The organism is Ferrovibrio terrae, assembly GCF_943372915.1.
GTDB lineage: Bacteria > Pseudomonadota > Alphaproteobacteria > Ferrovibrionales > Ferrovibrionaceae > Ferrovibrio > Ferrovibrio terrae_A.
Genome location: NZ_CALSAN010000014.1, coordinates 20250 through 36446 on the forward strand (window position 1 = coordinate 20250; position 16197 = coordinate 36446).

Here is a 16197-nt window from a genome sequence, read left to right on the forward strand (position 1 = left end):
GTTACTTCTGCCCCTCGGCCTTTTCGTCGCCCGGCAGCACGTATTTCGCGCCTTCCCACGGGCTCATGAAATCGAAGCGGCGGAATTCCTGGGTCAGCTGCACGGGCTCGTACACCACGCGCTTCTGCGCCTCGTCGTAGCGCACTTCGACATAGCCGGTGAGCGGGAAATCCTTGCGCAGCGGATGCCCTTCGAAACCGTAATCCGACAGGATGCGGCGCAGGTCGGGATGGCCGGCGAACATCACGCCATACATGTCCCAGGTCTCGCGCTCGAACCAGTTGGCGGCGGAATAGACACCAACGGCGGACGGCACCGGCGTCTCTTCGTCGGTCTGCGCCTTGATGCGGATGCGCTGGTTCAGCTTCATGCTGAGCAGGTGATAGACGACATCGAAACGCTTGGCCCGCTCCGGCCAGTCGAGGCCGGTGAGATCGACCAGCTCGGTGAACTGGCAGTTGCCGTCATCGCGCAGGAAAGTGAGCACCTTCACGATACGCTCGGCCGGCACCTGGATGGTCAGCTCGCCCAGGGCGATGCTGCTCTCCAGCAGATCGGCGCCGAGGCCGGCTGAGAGGTGGTCGGCCAGGTCGCGCAGCGCCTGTTCCTGTTCGCGCAAGATTGCCTTGCTGTCGGTCATGTCGCGTCCCTCAGCGGGCAATCGTGCCGGTACGCCAGATCTTCTTCTGCAGCTGCAGAAGACCGTAGACCAGCGCTTCGGCGGTCGGCGGGCAACCGGGGACATAAACGTCGACCGGCACGATGCGGTCGCAACCGCGCACCACCGAATAGGAATAGTGATAATAGCCGCCGCCATTGGCGCAGCTGCCCATCGAGATCACATAGCGCGGCTCGGCCATCTGGTCGTAGAGCTTGCGCAGGGCCGGCGCCATCTTGTTGGTCAGGGTGCCGGCGACGATCATCACATCCGACTGGCGGGGCGAGGCCCGCGGCATCGAGCCGAAGCGGTCGAGATCGTAGCGCGCCATATAGGCATGGATCATCTCGACGCCGCAGCAGGCCAGACCGAAGGTCATCGGCCAGAGCGAGCCGGTGCGGGCCCAGTTGGCCAGCTTGTCGAGCGAGGAAATCACCACGCCCTTGTCGGCCAGTTCATCGGACAGATCCTTGTAGAAGCTGTCCTGGTCCGACCCCAACTGCAGGGCGGTATCGGTTTTCGGGGCGGTCGTCTGCATGGCGTTGCTCATTCCCACTCCAGCGCCCCCTTCTTCCATTCGTAGATGAAGCCGATGGTGAGGATTCCGAGGAAGACCATCATCGACCAGAAGCCATAAACGCCGATCTCGCCCAGGCTGATCGCCCAGGGGAACAGGAAGGCCACTTCCAGGTCGAAGATGATGAAAAGAATGGCGACGAGGTAGAAGCGCACATCGAACTGCTTGCGCGAGTCACCGAAGGGCTCAAAGCCGCACTCGTAAGTGGAATTCTTCTCGGGGTCCGGCGCGCGCTTGGCTGCCACAAAGGGCAGCAGGGCCAGAATCACGGCCAGCGCGATGGCCAGGCCAAGGAAAAGCAGGATCGGCAGATATTCCCGTAGCAGGGCGTCCACGGTCATTCCCCTCCGAAAAAAGCGTTCTGCCCGGGCCGGTCCCACCCCACCCGAGTTCCGGGCTGTTCTAGCCGGTTCCGTGCCGCGCCGCAACACGTGCCCGTGCGGCAAAAAAGCCGCAAGTGGCCGGCCAAAAACCAATTTTCGGCTTTTTGAGAATCACTCGCGAGAGGGTTTTGCGGCGAATCGCTCCGTGTACGAAGGCACGGATTCGGGCGACCCGGACAGGCAGGCACAGCGATCGGATTTTCAGGAAAGGTGCCCGCGGGGAAAATGGCGAGAGTGACGGGACTTGAACCCGCGACCTCCGGCGTGACAGGCCGGCGCTCTAACCAACTGAGCTACACCCCCGCGGCGGCAGGCGGTTTACCCTTCGCCACCCCCGATGTCAAGCAGGCGTGGCCGATATTCCGGCCACGCCTGCAAACACTTGCAACCCTAGTGCCTGCCTAAATTCAGGCGGGCGCCAAATGGCTCATATCGTCCAGCATCGGGGCCAGCTTCTCGCCGGCCAGCTTGGCCTTGCGGTGCACGGCATTCTGCAGCTTGCGGAAGGCCTTGGTCTCGATCTGGCGCACGCGTTCCTTGGTGACGCCGAGCTTGCCGCCCAGTTCTTCCAGGGTGGCCTTCTCGTCGGTCAGCATGCGTTCGACGATGATCATCTGCTCGCGCGCATTCAGCTCCTTGAGCGATTCCGTCAGCCATTCCCGCCGCAAACCGCCATCCATCTTGGTGGTGACGATTTCCTCAGGGTTAGGGCCCGGATCGACCAGGAAGTCCTGGAAGGCGTCGCCGCCCTCCTCGCCGCCCACGGTCTCGTTCAACGAATGGTCGCGGGCCGACAGGCGCTCGGCCATGTTGGTCACGTCCTTCGGCGACACCTTGAGCGCCGTGGCGATTTCATCGCGGGTGGCATTGTCCAGCGTCAGCGTGCCGCCGCCAGCCCGCTCCAGCTTGGCACGCAGCCAGCGCAGATTGAAAAACAGCGCCTTCTGGCCGGCCGAGGTGCCGGAGCGCACGATCGACCAGTTGCGCAACACATATTCCTGGATCGACGAGCGGATCCACCAGGACGCATAGGTGGAAAAGCGCACGCCGCGCTCGGGGTCGAAACGGTTCACCGCCAGCATCAGGCCGATATTGCCTTCCTGGATCAGGTCGGGCATCGCCAGGCCGTAATTGCGGAAACGGGTCGAGGTGGCGACCACCAGGCGCAGATAGGCCGTTACCAGCTTCTGCATTGCCTTTTGATCTCCATCAACGCGCCAGCGACGGGCGAGGTGTAATTCCTCTTCCTCTGTCAGCATGGCTTTGGTCATGACGGTGGACAGGTAGCGCCGGTCGGCGGTGTCCAGGGTCCGGGGAGCTGATGCGATGGCCATTTGTATGTCCTCCATCGACTTTCGCCCGGTCCTGCACTAGGTTCCTCAGACTGCTGGCTGGGCGAAGCGTTGTTAGTATCGTGTCGATACAATCAAACGATACGCCTCACCTTGCTCCACCGGCAAGGGGTATTAGCGAGTCGAAACAAAACTGTGATGCCGATCACCGATCCCCTTCACGCCCTGGCCGAAACAACCGGCATAGGCCCCGGCCAAAGCGAAAAAACCGCGCTGGCGCAAAGGGTTATCATCCTGCTTGATCGCCTCGGGCGGCTGACGCGCGAGCTGCAGTTCGCCAATGGCCTGAACCCCGCCCAATGGGAAGCCTTGCGCTTTATCGCCCAGGCCAACAAGTATTCCCGCTCCCCCACCGCACTGGCCGACTATCTCGGCGCCACCAAGGGGACCGTCTCCCAGACCCTGATTGCCCTCGAATCCAAGGGCCTGATCACCCGCTGCAAGAAAACTGAGGACCGCCGCCAGGTCGATCTCTGCCTCACCGAGGCCGGCCAGGCCATGCTGGCCAAGGATCCGATGCAGACGCTGGAACAGGCGACGCTGGAAATCGCCGACGAGCTTGGCATCCAGATGGTGAAGGGCCTGACCCGCCTGCTGCACGACCTGCAAAGCCGCAACCAGATCAACGAATTCGGCGTCTGCCAGGACTGCTCGCTGTTCTGCGTGAACAGCCAGTCCGTGACCGACCTGACCGGCGGCACCTGCGGCAATACCGGCGAAGCGGTCGATACCGCCGAAAAAACCAAGATCTGCATCAACTACAAGACCACCAATTAGGCGGTCCTGCCGTTGCCGGCCGCCGTTGACGTAACGTCACGGCTTGCGAAGCGCGGGGTGGCGACCTAGCGTCTTCCCCATCCGCAGTCCTTTGCAGAATCCGGGAAGCCCGCAATGAAGTTCACTGGTACCGAGTCCTATGTCGCCACCAACGACCTCAAGGTGGCGGTGAATGCCGCCATCACGCTGGAGCGGCCATTGCTGGTGAAGGGCGAGCCGGGCACCGGCAAGACCGTGCTGGCCATCGAGATCGCCAAGGCGCTGAACGCCCCGCTCCTCACCTGGCATGTGAAGTCGACCACCAAGGCGCAGCAGGGCCTGTATGAATACGACGCCGTGTCGCGCCTGCGCGACAGCCAGCTGGGCGACGAGCGCGTCAAGGACATCCGCAACTACATCAAGAAAGGCAAGCTGTGGGATGCCTTCACGGCGCCGCAGCGGCCGGTGCTGCTGATCGACGAAATCGACAAGGCCGATATCGAATTCCCCAACGACCTGCTGCTCGAACTCGATCGCATGGAATTCTTTGTCTACGAGACGAACGAGACGGTGAAGGCGACCGTGCGCCCGATCATGATCATCACCTCGAACAACGAAAAGGAACTGCCCGACGCCTTCCTGCGCCGCTGCTTCTTCCACTACATCCGCTTCCCCGAGCGCGAGACGATGGAAGAGATCATCGAGGTGCATTATCCCGGCGTGCAGAAGAACCTGGTGCGCGATGCGCTGAATGTGTTCTACGACATCCGCGAGACGCCCGGCCTGAAGAAAAAGCCCTCCACCTCGGAGCTGCTCGACTGGCTCAAGCTGCTGATGGCCGAAGACCTGCCGGCCGATGCGCTGCGCACCAAGGACCAGGGCAAGCTGATCCCGCCGCTGGCCGGCGCACTGTTGAAGAACGAGCAGGATGTGCATCTGTTCGAACGACTGGCCTTCATTGCCCGCCGTGAACGGAACTAAGCCTTAAAAAGAGGCCGCCATGTTCATCAATTTCTTCCTCGAACTGCGCAAGGCGAAAGTCCCCGCCACCCTGCGGGAATACCTCACGCTGATCGAGGCGATGGACAAGAACGTGGCCGAGTACCGCGTCGAGGATTTCTATTACCTGTCGCGTACCGCCCTGGTGAAGGACGAACGCAATCTCGACAAGTTCGACCGCGTGTTCGGCCAGTGCTTCAACGGCCTGCAGTTTGCCGGTGCCGGCGCCGAGATCACCGCCGAGATTCCGGAAGAATGGCTGCGCAAGCTGGCCGAGAAGGTGCTGACCCCGGAGGAAATGGCGCAGATCGAGGCGCTCGGCGGCTGGGACAAGCTGATGGAGACGCTGAAGCAGCGCCTCGAGGAACAGAAAGGCCGCCACCAGGGCGGCAGCAAATGGATCGGCACCGCCGGCACCTCGCCCTTCGGCGCCTATGGCTACAATCCCGAAGGCGTGCGCATCGGCCAGGACAAGTCGCGCAACCGCCGCGCCGTGAAGGTGTGGGACAAGCGCGAATACAAGAACCTGGACGACAGCGTCGAGTTGGGCACCCGCAACATCAAGGTGGCGATGCGCCGCCTGCGCAAGTTTGCCCGCGACGGCGCCGACATGGAACTCGACCTGCCCGACACCATCAAGTCGACGGCGGCCAATGCCGGCTATCTCGACATCAAGATGGTGCCCGAGCGGCATAACAAGGTGAAGGTTCTGCTGCTGTTCGATATCGGCGGCTCGATGGACGACCATATCCGCGTGACGGAAGAGCTGTTCTCGGCGGCGCGCGCCGAGTTCAAGCATATGGAGTTCTTCTACTTCCACAATTGCGTCTACGAGAAGCTGTGGAAGGACAACCGCCGCCGCCACAGCGAATTCCTGCCCACCTTCGAGATGCTGCGCACCTACCAGCATGACTACAAGCTGATCTTCGTCGGCGACGCCACCATGAGCCCGTATGAGATCGTGCAGCCGGGCGGCAGCGTCGAGCACTGGAACGAGGAAGCCGGCGCGGTGTGGATGCAGCGCCTGATCGACACCTATCCGAAGGCGATCTGGCTCAACCCGGTGCAGGAAAAATACTGGGACTTCACGCCCTCGGTGCAGGTGGTGCGCCAGATCATGGGCAACCGCATGTTCCCGCTAACGCTGGAAGGGCTGGAGCGTGGGATGAAGGAACTGAATCGGTAAGGCAGATCAATCCGGCTGGATCTTCGCCGTCGTCACCACCTTGCCCCACCGCTCTTTCTCCTTGGCGATCAGGGCCGCAAACTGTTCCGGTGTGCCGCCGGCGGTGATGCCGCCATCGTCGCTGATGCGCTTCTTGGCATCGTCGCTCGCCAACGCCTTGCGGGTTTCTTCCGCGAGGCGATCGATGATCGCCCGTGGCGTACCGGCCGGCGCCATCAGGCCATACCACTGCGAGGTCTCGAAACCCGGATAGCCGCTTTCGGCCACCGTCGGCACATCGGCCAGCGCCGGCACGCGCGCTGCCGAACCGACCGCCAGCGGCCGCAGCTTGCCGGCCTTGATATGGCTCATGATCGGCGGGATGCCGTTGAAGGTGGCTTCCACCTGGCCGCCGAGCAGGTCGGACAGCATCGGGCCGGTGCCGCGATATGGGATATGCACAATGTCGATGCCCGCCTGCAGCTTGAAATACTCCATCGCCAGATGACCGGCGCTGCCGTTGCCGGCCGTGCCGTAATTCAGCTTGCCCGGCTTGTCCTTCGCCGCCTTGACGAATTCGGCGAGGTTCTTGATCGGCACATCGGGGTGCACGGCGATCACATTGGGCACCACGGCGAGCAGCGAGATCGGCTGGAAATCCTTCACCGGATCGTAAGGCAGCTTGGCGCCATACATGGCCGGATTGACCGCGAGTGTGCCGATATGGCCGAGGATCAGCGTGTAGCCATCGGGCGCTGCGCGCTTGACCTCTTCCATCGCGATATTGCCGCCTCCGCCGCCCTTGTTCTCGACATAGACCTGCTGGCCAAGGCCGGCGGTCAGCTGGTTGGCGACAGCGCGCGAAATGATGTCGGACGAGCCACCCGGCGCAAAGGGCACCACGAAGCGGATGGTCTTGTTCGGATAGCCCTGCTGCGCGATGGCGGCCGGGCTGACCGCCAGCATGAGCGTGGCGGCAAGGATGGCAATTTTCTGCATGGTTTCCTCCCGGGAAACACAGAGGGGCGTCTGATTGCGCCGATGACTGGATGTTAAGCCAGGATAGTCCGAACCGCTAGATCGCGCTGATGGCCGCTTCGATCGGTTCCGGCGCGTCGATGGCGGTGCCGCGCGGCGGTGCCGGATCGACGGTGAAGCCGTCGCGCAGCAGGAAGCGCTGCTGCATCGCCTGCACGGCATAGTCCATGTTCGGTGCCGGCACTTCGTAGTAGCGGCCCTCGATCCATTTATGCGCCGGATGGCTGAACGACCCGGCCTGTGCGCCCAGCTCGGCATTGCGCACCACCACGCGCCAGGTGCGATAGCGGCGGTCGACCACATCGACGATGGTGGCAGTGTAGCCGAATGGCAGATCGGTTTCCTTGTGGCGCTTGGTCAGCGCATCGAGATCCTGCTCGGCGCGGGTCACCTGGTTTTTCAGATCGGCGATGCTCTCGCGCAGCGACTGCACGGCCTTCACGGCATCGTCGGCCTGGCGCTCCAGATCCTGCTTCAGGCCGGTGAGTTCCTCGGCCTTCAGGCGGACGCGGGTCCAGGCGGCATGGCTGCGCTCGCCCAGCAGGATGATGATCATCACCGCGATGCCGATATTGGCCGCAGCAGCCAGGATGCCGATGAACTGAGTGATCGAAACCTCAGGCATCGCCGAGCCTGAGCTTGCCGTTGAACGGGCGGATCAGCATGACCTCTGACAGCGCGCCGAATATCTTCTTGGTGCGCAGGCGCGCCGCATGTTCGTCCTCGATGCCCCACATCACCACGCGCGCCGTGCGGCGGCCGGGAAAGGCCGAGACGGCCGAACCGGGACCGCTGAACATCTCGTGCATCTCGGGGCCAATCAGCTTGACATACCAGCCGGTGTGATGCGGCTTCGGCGTGCCGACCTCGTAGATCACCATGTTGCGGGCGTCGCTGAATTCGACCTCGCGCGCCATCATCGCGCCATAGGTCGACTGTCGCTCGCCCAGGCGCAGCTCCAGCTCCGCCTTGGTCTCCACCAGCTTGTCGTATTCAACGCGGATATCGGAGAGCTGGTTGCGGATACGGTCGGCATCGCCGACCAGTTCGTCGAGCCGGAAACGGCCGCGCGCATAATTGAAGACATAGCGTTCCAGGCTGTTCGCGCCGAGCGAAACGGCGAAGAACATCATCAGCGACGGCAGCAGTGCGGAGACGATGTCGACGGTATCCATACCGGCGGCCTCTGGCTTATTGCCCCCTGGGGTTAGCCAATACTGTCGGGCAAAGGCGGTATCAAATCAATCACAGTTTTACCGCTGATTGTGGTCGCCGGACCCGACTCGGCCCGAGATCTGCCTAACCCGGCTGGGCCGGCGCGTCGCTGGAGGCTTCGCCTATGTTAACCACGGTAAACCCGCGATGGCGCGGCAGCAGGCGATCCATCACCGAACGCGCCTCGGCCTGATTCTCGGCGGTCAGCACATAGGGGCGGCCCTGATTCCACTGCCCGGCCGGAACGGTGTCGGGCAGGTCGGCGCCGAGCGTGGGATGGCGGGCACTGAAGCGCCAGGGGCGCGCATACATGTCGCGGCTTTCCATCGGCACCGCAGTGTAGCTGAAGACATGCTCGGTGGCGTTCAGCTGGGCCTTCAGGCTTTCGCAATCGGCCTTGGTCTGCTGCACCTTGCGGCGGACTTCGGCAATCGCGGGCCGCTGCTCGGCGATGGCGCGCTCGAGCTGTTCCAGCCGCATGGTCAGTTCATGCTGGCGATTGCGGCGGCCGGCCTGCTCGGCTTCGGCGCGACGATAACCGTTGCGGGCGCGATCAATAACGATCACAGCCGCCAGGCCGAACAGCAGCAGAGCAATCATGGCTCCGAGGGCAGCGACCAGACCATCCATCGCTCAGACCTCGTGCCAGAACAGCTTGCCGGCGAACTCGCGCGCGTCGATCACGCGGCCATCATCGCCGGTCCAGTTCATCGCAATCGCCTGCGCCGCTTCCATGTTGCCGGCCCAGACCACCAGGCGCACGCGCCGCTTGCCGCCCATCGCCGTCGGCAGCGAGGCCATGCCGGCAAAGGGCATCACCGCGGCGGGGCCTTCGATGCGGAAGTAGAAACCATTGGTACCCGGCGCGGGATAGCCCGCTTCGGCCACCAGATTGTTCTGGCGATCGGCCATGCGGCGCTGCTGGCCCTGCAGGTTGGCGCGCTCTTTCATCAGCTCGGCGAGATCTTCCTCCAGCCGCGCCTTCTCGTCGCGCAGACGGGCGAACTCGGTGCGCTGCTGGTTGTAGGTGCCCTGCATGCGCGCCTGGTTCTCGGCATTGTCCTCGCCATCGCCGCCGCCGCGATAGAGCTGGTAGACCGCGTTCTCGATATAGCCGGCAAGGCCGCCGGCTGCGAGCAGCAGCAGCATGGCGGGCACAACGAGCAGCAATGCCTCTCCGGCATCCATCGTCAAAAACTCCGTTTACGTCGCGATTCTGAGACGCGTCGGTGCACACAGCCATAGCACCGCGAGGCGATGCCGCACCATTAAAAAGCAAAAGGGCCGGAGCTTGCGCTCCGACCCTTTTCTCGTTTGCCGCCAGATGGCAGCGAAACCGATTAGCGCTTCGAGAACTGGAAGCTGCGGCGGGCCTTCGGCTTGCCGTACTTCTTGCGCTCGACCACGCGGCTGTCGCGGGTCAGGAAGCCCTGGGCCTTCAGAGCCGGACGCAGTGTCGGCTCGAAATAAGTCAGGGCCTTCGAGATGCCGTGACGCAGCGCGCCGGCCTGGCCCGACAGGCCGCCGCCAACGACGGTGGCCATGATGTCGAACTGACCCGAGCGGTTGGTCACGACCAGCGGCTGGGCGAGCAGCATGCGCAGCACGGGACGAGCGAAGTAATCGTTGCTCTCCTTGCCGTTCACGGTGAACTTGCCGGTGCCGGGCTTGATCCAGACGCGGGCGATGGCGTTCTTGCGCTTGCCGGTGGCGTAGGCGCGGCCGTACTTGTCGAGCTTGCGCTCGGCCGGAGCGGCGGCGGTGGCAGCCACGGCGGCCTTGGCGTTGCCCAGGCTCAGGTCGGCGAGTGTGCGGGACTCAGCCATTAGTCGTTCCTCTTGTTCTTCGGATTGAGCGCGGCGACATCCAGCTTCACGGGCTGCTGTGCCTCATGCGGATGCTCGGCACCCTTGTAGACCTTGAGCTTGGTGAGCTGACGGCGAGCCAGCGGGCTCTCCTTCGGCAGCATGCGCTCGACGGCCTTCATGATGACGCGCTCGGGATACTTGCCGGCCAGGCCCTCACCGAGGGTGCGGCCCTTGATGCCACCCGGATGACCGGTGTGCCAGTAGAAGACCTCATTCGCGGCCTTGCGACCGGTGAGGCGAACCTTCTCGGCATTGATGACAATGATGTTGTCGCCGGTATCGCAGTTCGGCGTGAAGATGGCCTTGTGCTTGCCGCGCAGACGCATGGCGATCAGGGAGGCAAGCCGCCCCAACACCAGGCCATCGGCGTCGATCAGCAGCCACTTCTTGTCCACTTCGGACTCTTTGGCGGTGAAAGTCTTCATCTGACGTCCTGACAGAGTAGTAAAAATCCCGCCGGACAGCCGGCGGGCGGATCGGGGCGCACTATGAGGATTTTTGGCGTGCTGTCAAACGTGATCTGTCTAATGAAATCAGATATTTACAGAGCGGTATTATAATACCCAGACTTCGCCTCATATAAATCAACGGCTTAGAGCATTCGCCATCAGTCCGCGCCGGCGGGAAATCCAGCTTATTTGTGCCAAGGCCCCGTTTCCCGCCGCTTCGGCAGCCTTCGCCAGGCTTCCGCAGGCTTCGCCCGTATTCGTGGCGCTTCGCTGGTGTTCGCCAGGCTTCGCCCGTATTCGCTGCCCTTCGCCAGTATTCGCGGCACGCCGGCACTGCCACCCAGTCAGGAACGATATGGGAACAGTGTTCCGGCCGGTCAAGCCCTGCCCGTCCCCCTTGCAATTACCCGGCCTCAGCGTTTGGGCGGAATCGCGTAGGTCATCACCGAATGCGCCACCGGATCGGCCTGGCCGGCGGTGAACAGCGCGATCTCAATGATCGCCAGGGTCTTGCCCAGCTTGAGCATGGTGGCCTCGGCGGCCAGATCGCCTAGGCCGGGCTTGCGCAGGAAATTGATGTTGAGATTGGTGGTGACCGCCAGCGCCACCGGGCCGATCAGGCCGAGCAGCAGCAGATAGGCGGCGCAGTCGGCCAGCGTCATCATCGCCGGGCCAGAGACCGTGCCGCCGGGGCGCAGATTCTGCTCGGTCACCGGCATGGCCAGCCGCAGCGCCGCGCCGTCCCAGCTTTCGATTCGCATGCGCAGCGGCGCCATCTGCGGGAATTCGGCGGCGAGAAAGGCTTCCAGATCGGCCTTGGTCATTTTCATTTTTGCGGCTCCCTCGCCTCCCGCTTACCATCTGGCGCATAAAGGGAAAAGCCGGTTTGACAGGCGCCGGAAGCGGCTGCGGAATTTTTGCAGGCGGCCCTTGCAGTGCGGGGCTCAGGTGGCTAGGTTGCGCGCCGCACTGGTCCGAGGTAGCTCAGTGGTAGAGCAGGCGGCTGTTAACCGCCCGGTCGGGGGTTCGAATCCCTCCCTCGGAGCCATTCATTCCCCAGCATTCCTGCACATCATCGCACGCTGCATCACAGGCAGCGACCGGACGCGTGTATTCCGCGCGCCCGGCCGTCTGGCCGTGACCTTACGCCCGCACCATCCGTTTCACGACACGCCGCGCGACCGGCGCGACGAACAGCACGACCGGGAACGCGACCAGCCATGAGGCCAGCCAGGCACCGGTCCACAGCCAGAGGAAATTCTCAGCCAGACCAGCAGTGCGAAACGTAGCGATGCCGGAAACGAGCAGCGACATCAGGGCCGAGAGCACGAAGCCGAAGGCAACAGGTTCAAAGCGAGCGGGGATCATCGGATATCTCCTTCTTCCGGAATGATGAGCGTTACAGAGTTGCGGCGAGCCGGGCGGCGCCGTAGAGCCCGGCGCCAAACACCAGATGCGTGATGAGGCTGCGTGCCCGCGCCGCCATCGGCGCCGGTGTGCGCGATGCGGCGATGCCGAGCCCGAGCGCCGGCTGCAGGATCAGGAAAGGTGCCGCAACCGTGACGAGCCCGGTGAGCAGCGCCGGCGCCAGCGTGGGCGCCTGCAGCCAGCCGGCGCCGAACACCGCCACCAGCCCGGCAGAAAAGGCGATGCCGATGGCGTAATGCGCCACCCAGCCGAGCGCCGCCTCGCCCGCCACCGGCGCCGCACGGCCGATGCCGTCATGGCGGAAGCGGCCGCGCGGCAGATGACCGAGCCAGCGGCCGACCATGCGGTAGTCGAGCCCGGTGACGCCGTAGACATGCCGCAGCACCAGGCCCCAGAGATCCATCGCCAGCGTGGCGCCAATGCCCACGGCGGCAATGTGAAAGGGTGTATCCAACATCTGAAATTCCTCTTGTGTGGTGGTGATGTTGGGGTAGCCTACAAATTCAAGTTCACTTGAGGTCAAGCATGAAAGCGCTCGATATCGCCGAAGTGGCGACCCGCACCGGCGTGCCGGCCTCGGCGCTCCGCTTCTATGAGGAAAAGGGCCTGATCGCCTCCATCGGCCGGCGCGGGCTGAAGCGCCTGTTCATGCCCGATGTGGTGGAACGCCTGTCGCTGATCGCGCTGGGGCGGCTGGCCGGCTTCAGCCTCGAGGAGATCGCCGGCATGTTTGCCACCGATGGCCGGCTGCGCATCAAACGCGAGCAGCTGGCGGCCAAGGCCGATGATCTGGACAGCACCATCCGGCGGCTTTCAGCCATGCGCGACGGATTGCGCCATGCGGCGAAATGTTCGGCGCCAAGTCATCTCGAATGCCCGACCTTCCGCCGGCTGGTGAATGCCGCCGGTCAACTCAGCCGGACGCAGAGCCGCAAAACCGTTGGCAAAAGCAAAGGCCTGCGCAAAAAGCGATAGCTGCGCGCAGTCTATACGCGGCAGCGCGCGATGAAGCCGGTGACCAGAGCCGTGATTTCGGCCGGCCGGTCCAGGCTCGGCACATGGGCCGCATCGGGCAGCACATGATGCGTTGCGTTTGGCATCAGGCCGGCGACCGCGCGGCAGCGCTCCTGGATATGCGGAAAGTCCATGTCGCCGCAGATCACCAGCGCCGGCACCGCTATTTCACCCAGATGCTGGAAGGCGCCGGGCGGTGCATCCATGTCCATTCCGAGCGGCGACGAGCGCAATGCAGTGGCGTTCATGTCCAGGAACAACTGGCGCGCTCGCCCGGTGACACGACCTTCGGGCTGCAGCGGTCCATCGAGCCAGAGCCGCGCCTTGATCGCGATCACGCGGTCGAGATCGCCGGCTGCCTCGGCGGCTTTCTGTTCGGCCAGCAGGCTCTTGATATCGGGCGGCAGGACGGGATCGGGCGCACCGGTCACGGTGGGCGAGATCAGCACCAGGCCGCGCACGGCGGATGGATGCCGCAGCGCCGTGTCGATGGCGATGCGGCCGCCCTGCGAGCAGCCGACGAGGATCGCAGATCTGCCCTTCGCCGTGGCGCCGAGTACCGCCATCAGATCGCTGATCGCCGAATAGTCCTCCGGCTCACCGCGGGTGTCACCAAAGCCGCGCCGGTCATAGGCCACCGCCATGTTGCCGGCACTGATGCCATCCATCTGCGCGCGCCACATGCGGCGGTCGCCGACATTGGCATGCAGAAACACGACGGGATCGCCGCTGCCGACCGTTTCCACCGCCAGCATGGCGCGTCCGGATGCGATCGTGTGATAGGTGGTCATGGATGATCCTGGGCCTTGCCGGGGAAGCAGGCAGTATTGCGTCGACCTGCGGGTATCACAAGGTGCGACGGGCTGCGCGATTGTAGCGATACATCTCCGCGCTTGCCTTCGCGGCATTGGCCGGACCAGACTTGGCGCATGCTTGATGACATCAACCTGCCGCTCATTCTCCTTGCCGCCCTGCTCGCCACCGGCAGCCCCGGCCCGGCCACGCTGGCCATCGCCGGCGCCTCGATGAAATCCGGTCGCGGCTTCGGCCTTGCGGTGGCCGGCGGCGTCAGCACCGGATCGCTGATGTGGTCGACGGCGGCTGCCTTCGGCCTTGGCGCGGTGATGCTGGCCAATGCCTGGCTGTTCGAAGTGATGCGCTTTTGCGGTGCCGCCTATCTGCTCTATCTCGCGTTCCGGTCGGCGCGCTCGGCGCTGAAAGCCGGGGAACTGCATGCACGCGCCGGCAGCTATGCGTCACGGAAGCGCGCCTATGCCGCCGGGCTTGGCCTGCACCTGACCAACCCGAAGGCGATCCTGTTCTTCGGTTCACTCTATGCCGTGGGCGTGCCGGCACAGGCCTCGCCGCTGACGCTCGTCACCATCATCGCCGCCGTGGCGCTGCAGAGCACGCTGGTGTTCCACGGCTATGCGCTGCTGTTCTCCAGCCCGCCGCTGAGCCGGGGTTACATGCGGCTGCGGCGCTGGTTCGAGGGTGCCTTCGCACTGGCCTTCGGTGCCGCCGGCCTGAAGATTCTGACCACTCGCCTGCAATAGGGCTTTGCTTCCGGCCGATCCCGCGCCAGCATGACGGCACGGCGGCGACGGCCGCATGTCTGATGGCAGGAGAGCAGCATGGCCCTGACGGTGCGGCTGATGACGGCGGCGGAAACCCCGCTCATCCTCGATTATTTCCACAATGCCACGCCCGAACATCTCGAACTGCTGGGCGTCGACCCCACCCGCCTGCCGGCGCGCGCGGCCTGGCAGAGCGCCTATGAGCAGGAGCTCGCCCTGCCGGTGGAGCAGCGCAAAAGCCTGCTGGTGATCTGGCTGCTGAACGGCCGGGCAATCGGCTTCTCGACCAGCGACCGCATCCTGCGCGGCGAGCGCGCCAACATGCACCTGCATATCGTGGAGCCCGACCTGCGCGTGCAGGGCCTGGGCACCCAATGCGTCAAGCACAGTGTCGATATCTATTTCGAGGAACTGAAAATCCGCAAACTGTTCTGCGAGCCGAATGCCTTCAATGCCGCGCCGAACCGGACCCTGCAGAAAGCCGGCTTCAAATTCGTCAAGACGCATATGACCGTGCCCGGCCCGCTCAACTATCACCAGGCCGTGACACAATGGGTGATCGAACGCTGACGCCTTGCGGGCGCCGCGCCTAGGCGAAATCGAGCACGATGCGGCCTTCGATTTCGCCACGATGCATGCGGGCGAAGACGTCGTTGATATTTTCCAGCCGCTCGGTCTTCACCGTCGCCTTCACCCTGCCCGCCCCGGCGAAGGCCAGCGCCTCCTGCAGGTCGAGCCGCGTGCCGACAATCGAGCCACGCACCGTGATGCCGTTGAGCACGGTGTCGAACACCGATAACGGGAAGTCGCCGGGCGGCAGGCCGTTCAGCGATACCGTGCCGCCACGGCGCACCATGCCGAGCGCCTGCTGGAAGGCCTTGAGCGAGACGGCGGTGACCAGCACGCCATGGGCGCCACCGATCTCCTTCTTCACGAAAGCAGCCGGATCGGTCTGTCGCGCATTGACCGTCAGCGCCGCACCCAGGCGCCGGGCCAGCGCCAGCTTGGCATCGTCGATATCCACGGCCACCACATTCAGGCCCATCGCCGTCGCGTATTGCACGGCCATATGGCCCAGGCCGCCGATGCCCGAGATCGCCACCCAGTCGCCGGGCTTGGTATCGGTGACCTTCAGTCCCTTGTAGACGGTGACGCCGGCACAGAGCACCGGTGCGATCTCGACGAAGCCGACATTCGCCGGCAGATGGCCGACATACTCGGGATCGGCAAGCACATATTCGGCGAAGCCGCCGTTCACCGAATAACCGGTATTCTGCTGCGTCTCGCAGAGCGTTTCCCAGCCGCCGAGGCAATGCTCGCAATGGCCGCAGGCGCTGTAGAGCCAGGGCACGCCGACGCGGTCGCCTTCCTTGACATGGCGCACGCCGCTGCCGACCGCGGCGACATAGCCGACGCCTTCATGGCCGGGAATAAACGGCGGCGTCGGCTTGACCGGCCAGTCTCCTTCCGCGGCATGCAGATCGGTGTGACAGACGCCGCTCGCCATGACCTTGACGAGGATCTGGCCGGCACCCGGCAGCGGCACGGCCGCCTCCTCGATGACAAGCGGCTTGCCGAAGGCGCGAACGACGGCGGCTTTCATGGTCTTCTGCATGATCAATCTCCAATGCAGGAAGACTAGAACGGGCCGCGCTGCGCCACGTTGATATGAATCAACAGGGAGAAGCGGCCTTGCAGCTTCTTCTCCCTGCATCGTC

22 protein-coding genes and 2 tRNA genes are annotated in these 16197 nt (G+C 64.0%); 7 read left to right on the plus strand and 17 right to left on the minus strand.

Features of this window, described 5'->3' with window-relative positions:
- Position 1 precedes the first annotated feature (1 nt).
- From AAG821_RS11510 to AAG821_RS11530, 5 genes are all read right to left on the minus strand, one after another.
- Positions 2-640 (minus strand): NADH-quinone oxidoreductase subunit C, encoded by a 639-nt coding sequence (locus tag AAG821_RS11510; protein ID WP_341912511.1) that lies wholly within the window; start codon positions 638-640, stop codon positions 2-4.
- A gap of 10 nt (positions 641-650) precedes the next feature.
- Positions 651-1196, minus strand: coding sequence for an NADH-quinone oxidoreductase subunit B family protein (locus tag AAG821_RS11515; RefSeq protein WP_341912508.1), 546 nt, complete (start codon positions 1194-1196; stop codon positions 651-653).
- Positions 1197-1204: 8 nt separating this feature from the next.
- Positions 1205-1570, minus strand: a complete 366-nt coding sequence (locus tag AAG821_RS11520; RefSeq protein ID WP_341912530.1) for an NADH-quinone oxidoreductase subunit A — start codon at positions 1568-1570, stop codon at positions 1205-1207.
- Between the two features lie 274 nt (positions 1571-1844).
- Positions 1845-1921, minus strand: a tRNA-Asp gene (locus tag AAG821_RS11525).
- Between the two features lie 104 nt (positions 1922-2025).
- Positions 2026-2952 (minus strand): RNA polymerase factor sigma-32, encoded by a 927-nt coding sequence (locus AAG821_RS11530; protein ID WP_341912507.1) that lies wholly within the window; start codon positions 2950-2952, stop codon positions 2026-2028.
- 156 nt (positions 2953-3108) lie between these two features.
- Here AAG821_RS11530 and AAG821_RS11535 point away from each other — a divergent pair, with 156 nt between their 5' ends.
- From AAG821_RS11535 to AAG821_RS11545, 3 genes are all read left to right on the plus strand, one after another.
- Complete coding sequence (locus AAG821_RS11535; protein ID WP_341912505.1) at positions 3109-3747, plus strand: MarR family transcriptional regulator; 639 nt, start codon at positions 3109-3111, stop codon at positions 3745-3747.
- Positions 3748-3861: 114 nt separating this feature from the next.
- Positions 3862-4707: a MoxR family ATPase gene (locus AAG821_RS11540; RefSeq protein WP_341912503.1), complete on the plus strand. Its 846-nt coding sequence runs from the start codon at positions 3862-3864 to the stop codon at positions 4705-4707.
- Positions 4708-4726: 19 nt separating this feature from the next.
- Positions 4727-5911: a VWA domain-containing protein gene (locus tag AAG821_RS11545; RefSeq protein ID WP_341912501.1), complete on the plus strand. Its 1185-nt coding sequence runs from the start codon at positions 4727-4729 to the stop codon at positions 5909-5911.
- A 6-nt stretch (positions 5912-5917) separates the two neighbouring features.
- Here AAG821_RS11545 and AAG821_RS11550 read toward each other — a convergent pair whose 3' ends face one another.
- From AAG821_RS11550 to AAG821_RS11585, 8 genes are all read right to left on the minus strand, one after another.
- Positions 5918-6889 (minus strand): tripartite tricarboxylate transporter substrate binding protein, encoded by a 972-nt coding sequence (locus AAG821_RS11550; RefSeq protein WP_341912499.1) that lies wholly within the window; start codon positions 6887-6889, stop codon positions 5918-5920.
- Positions 6890-6965: 76 nt separating this feature from the next.
- Complete coding sequence (locus AAG821_RS11555) at positions 6966-7553, minus strand: hypothetical protein (protein ID WP_341912498.1); 588 nt, start codon at positions 7551-7553, stop codon at positions 6966-6968.
- The gene (locus tag AAG821_RS11560; protein ID WP_341912497.1) at positions 7546-8103 is read right to left on the minus strand and encodes a hypothetical protein; all 558 of its coding nucleotides are present in this window, start codon (positions 8101-8103) and stop codon (positions 7546-7548) included. The genes AAG821_RS11555 and AAG821_RS11560 overlap by 8 nt, the downstream gene beginning before the upstream one ends.
- A gap of 124 nt (positions 8104-8227) precedes the next feature.
- Positions 8228-8773: a hypothetical protein gene (locus AAG821_RS11565; RefSeq protein ID WP_341912495.1), complete on the minus strand. Its 546-nt coding sequence runs from the start codon at positions 8771-8773 to the stop codon at positions 8228-8230.
- A 3-nt stretch (positions 8774-8776) separates the two neighbouring features.
- Positions 8777-9331: a hypothetical protein gene (locus AAG821_RS11570; protein WP_341912493.1), complete on the minus strand. Its 555-nt coding sequence runs from the start codon at positions 9329-9331 to the stop codon at positions 8777-8779.
- Between the two features lie 152 nt (positions 9332-9483).
- Entirely contained in the window at positions 9484-9969 is a 486-nt protein-coding gene (gene rpsI / locus AAG821_RS11575; protein ID WP_341912491.1) for a 30S ribosomal protein S9, read from the minus strand.
- Positions 9969-10436 (minus strand): 50S ribosomal protein L13, encoded by a 468-nt coding sequence (gene rplM / locus AAG821_RS11580; RefSeq protein ID WP_341894096.1) that lies wholly within the window; start codon positions 10434-10436, stop codon positions 9969-9971. The genes rpsI and rplM overlap by 1 nt, the downstream gene beginning before the upstream one ends.
- Before the next feature lie 437 nt (positions 10437-10873).
- Complete coding sequence (locus tag AAG821_RS11585) at positions 10874-11290, minus strand: PaaI family thioesterase (protein WP_341912489.1); 417 nt, start codon at positions 11288-11290, stop codon at positions 10874-10876.
- Positions 11291-11433: 143 nt separating this feature from the next.
- On the opposite strand from AAG821_RS11585, the gene AAG821_RS11590 reads away from it, so the two are divergent.
- Positions 11434-11508 (plus strand) — tRNA-Asn (locus tag AAG821_RS11590).
- Between the two features lie 95 nt (positions 11509-11603).
- Here the strand turns inward: AAG821_RS11590 and AAG821_RS11595 are convergent.
- A complete protein-coding gene (locus AAG821_RS11595) occupies positions 11604-11828 on the minus strand; it encodes a DUF2798 domain-containing protein (RefSeq protein WP_341912487.1) in 225 nt (74 codons plus the stop codon).
- Between the two features lie 31 nt (positions 11829-11859).
- The gene (locus AAG821_RS11600) at positions 11860-12345 is read right to left on the minus strand and encodes a DUF2938 domain-containing protein (RefSeq protein ID WP_341912485.1); all 486 of its coding nucleotides are present in this window, start codon (positions 12343-12345) and stop codon (positions 11860-11862) included.
- Between the two features lie 68 nt (positions 12346-12413).
- Here AAG821_RS11600 and AAG821_RS11605 point away from each other — a divergent pair, with 68 nt between their 5' ends.
- Entirely contained in the window at positions 12414-12863 is a 450-nt protein-coding gene (locus AAG821_RS11605; protein WP_341912482.1) for a helix-turn-helix domain-containing protein, read from the plus strand.
- An 11-nt stretch (positions 12864-12874) separates the two neighbouring features.
- Here AAG821_RS11605 and AAG821_RS11610 read toward each other — a convergent pair whose 3' ends face one another.
- Complete coding sequence (locus tag AAG821_RS11610) at positions 12875-13693, minus strand: alpha/beta hydrolase (RefSeq protein WP_341912481.1); 819 nt, start codon at positions 13691-13693, stop codon at positions 12875-12877.
- A gap of 138 nt (positions 13694-13831) precedes the next feature.
- Here AAG821_RS11610 and AAG821_RS11615 point away from each other — a divergent pair, with 138 nt between their 5' ends.
- Both AAG821_RS11615 and AAG821_RS11620 read left to right on the plus strand, forming a co-directional pair.
- On the plus strand, positions 13832-14458 hold the full coding sequence (locus tag AAG821_RS11615) for a LysE family translocator (RefSeq protein WP_341912479.1): 627 nt from the start codon (positions 13832-13834) through the stop codon (positions 14456-14458).
- 78 nt (positions 14459-14536) lie between these two features.
- Positions 14537-15049 carry a GNAT family protein gene (locus tag AAG821_RS11620; protein ID WP_341912478.1) on the plus strand — a complete coding sequence of 171 codons (513 nt, stop codon included), beginning with the start codon at positions 14537-14539 and terminating at the stop codon, positions 15047-15049.
- A gap of 19 nt (positions 15050-15068) precedes the next feature.
- On the opposite strand, the gene adhP is transcribed toward AAG821_RS11620, so the two are convergent.
- On the minus strand, positions 15069-16094 hold the full coding sequence (adhP, locus tag AAG821_RS11625) for an alcohol dehydrogenase AdhP (protein ID WP_341912477.1): 1026 nt from the start codon (positions 16092-16094) through the stop codon (positions 15069-15071).
- Positions 16095-16197 lie beyond the last annotated feature (103 nt).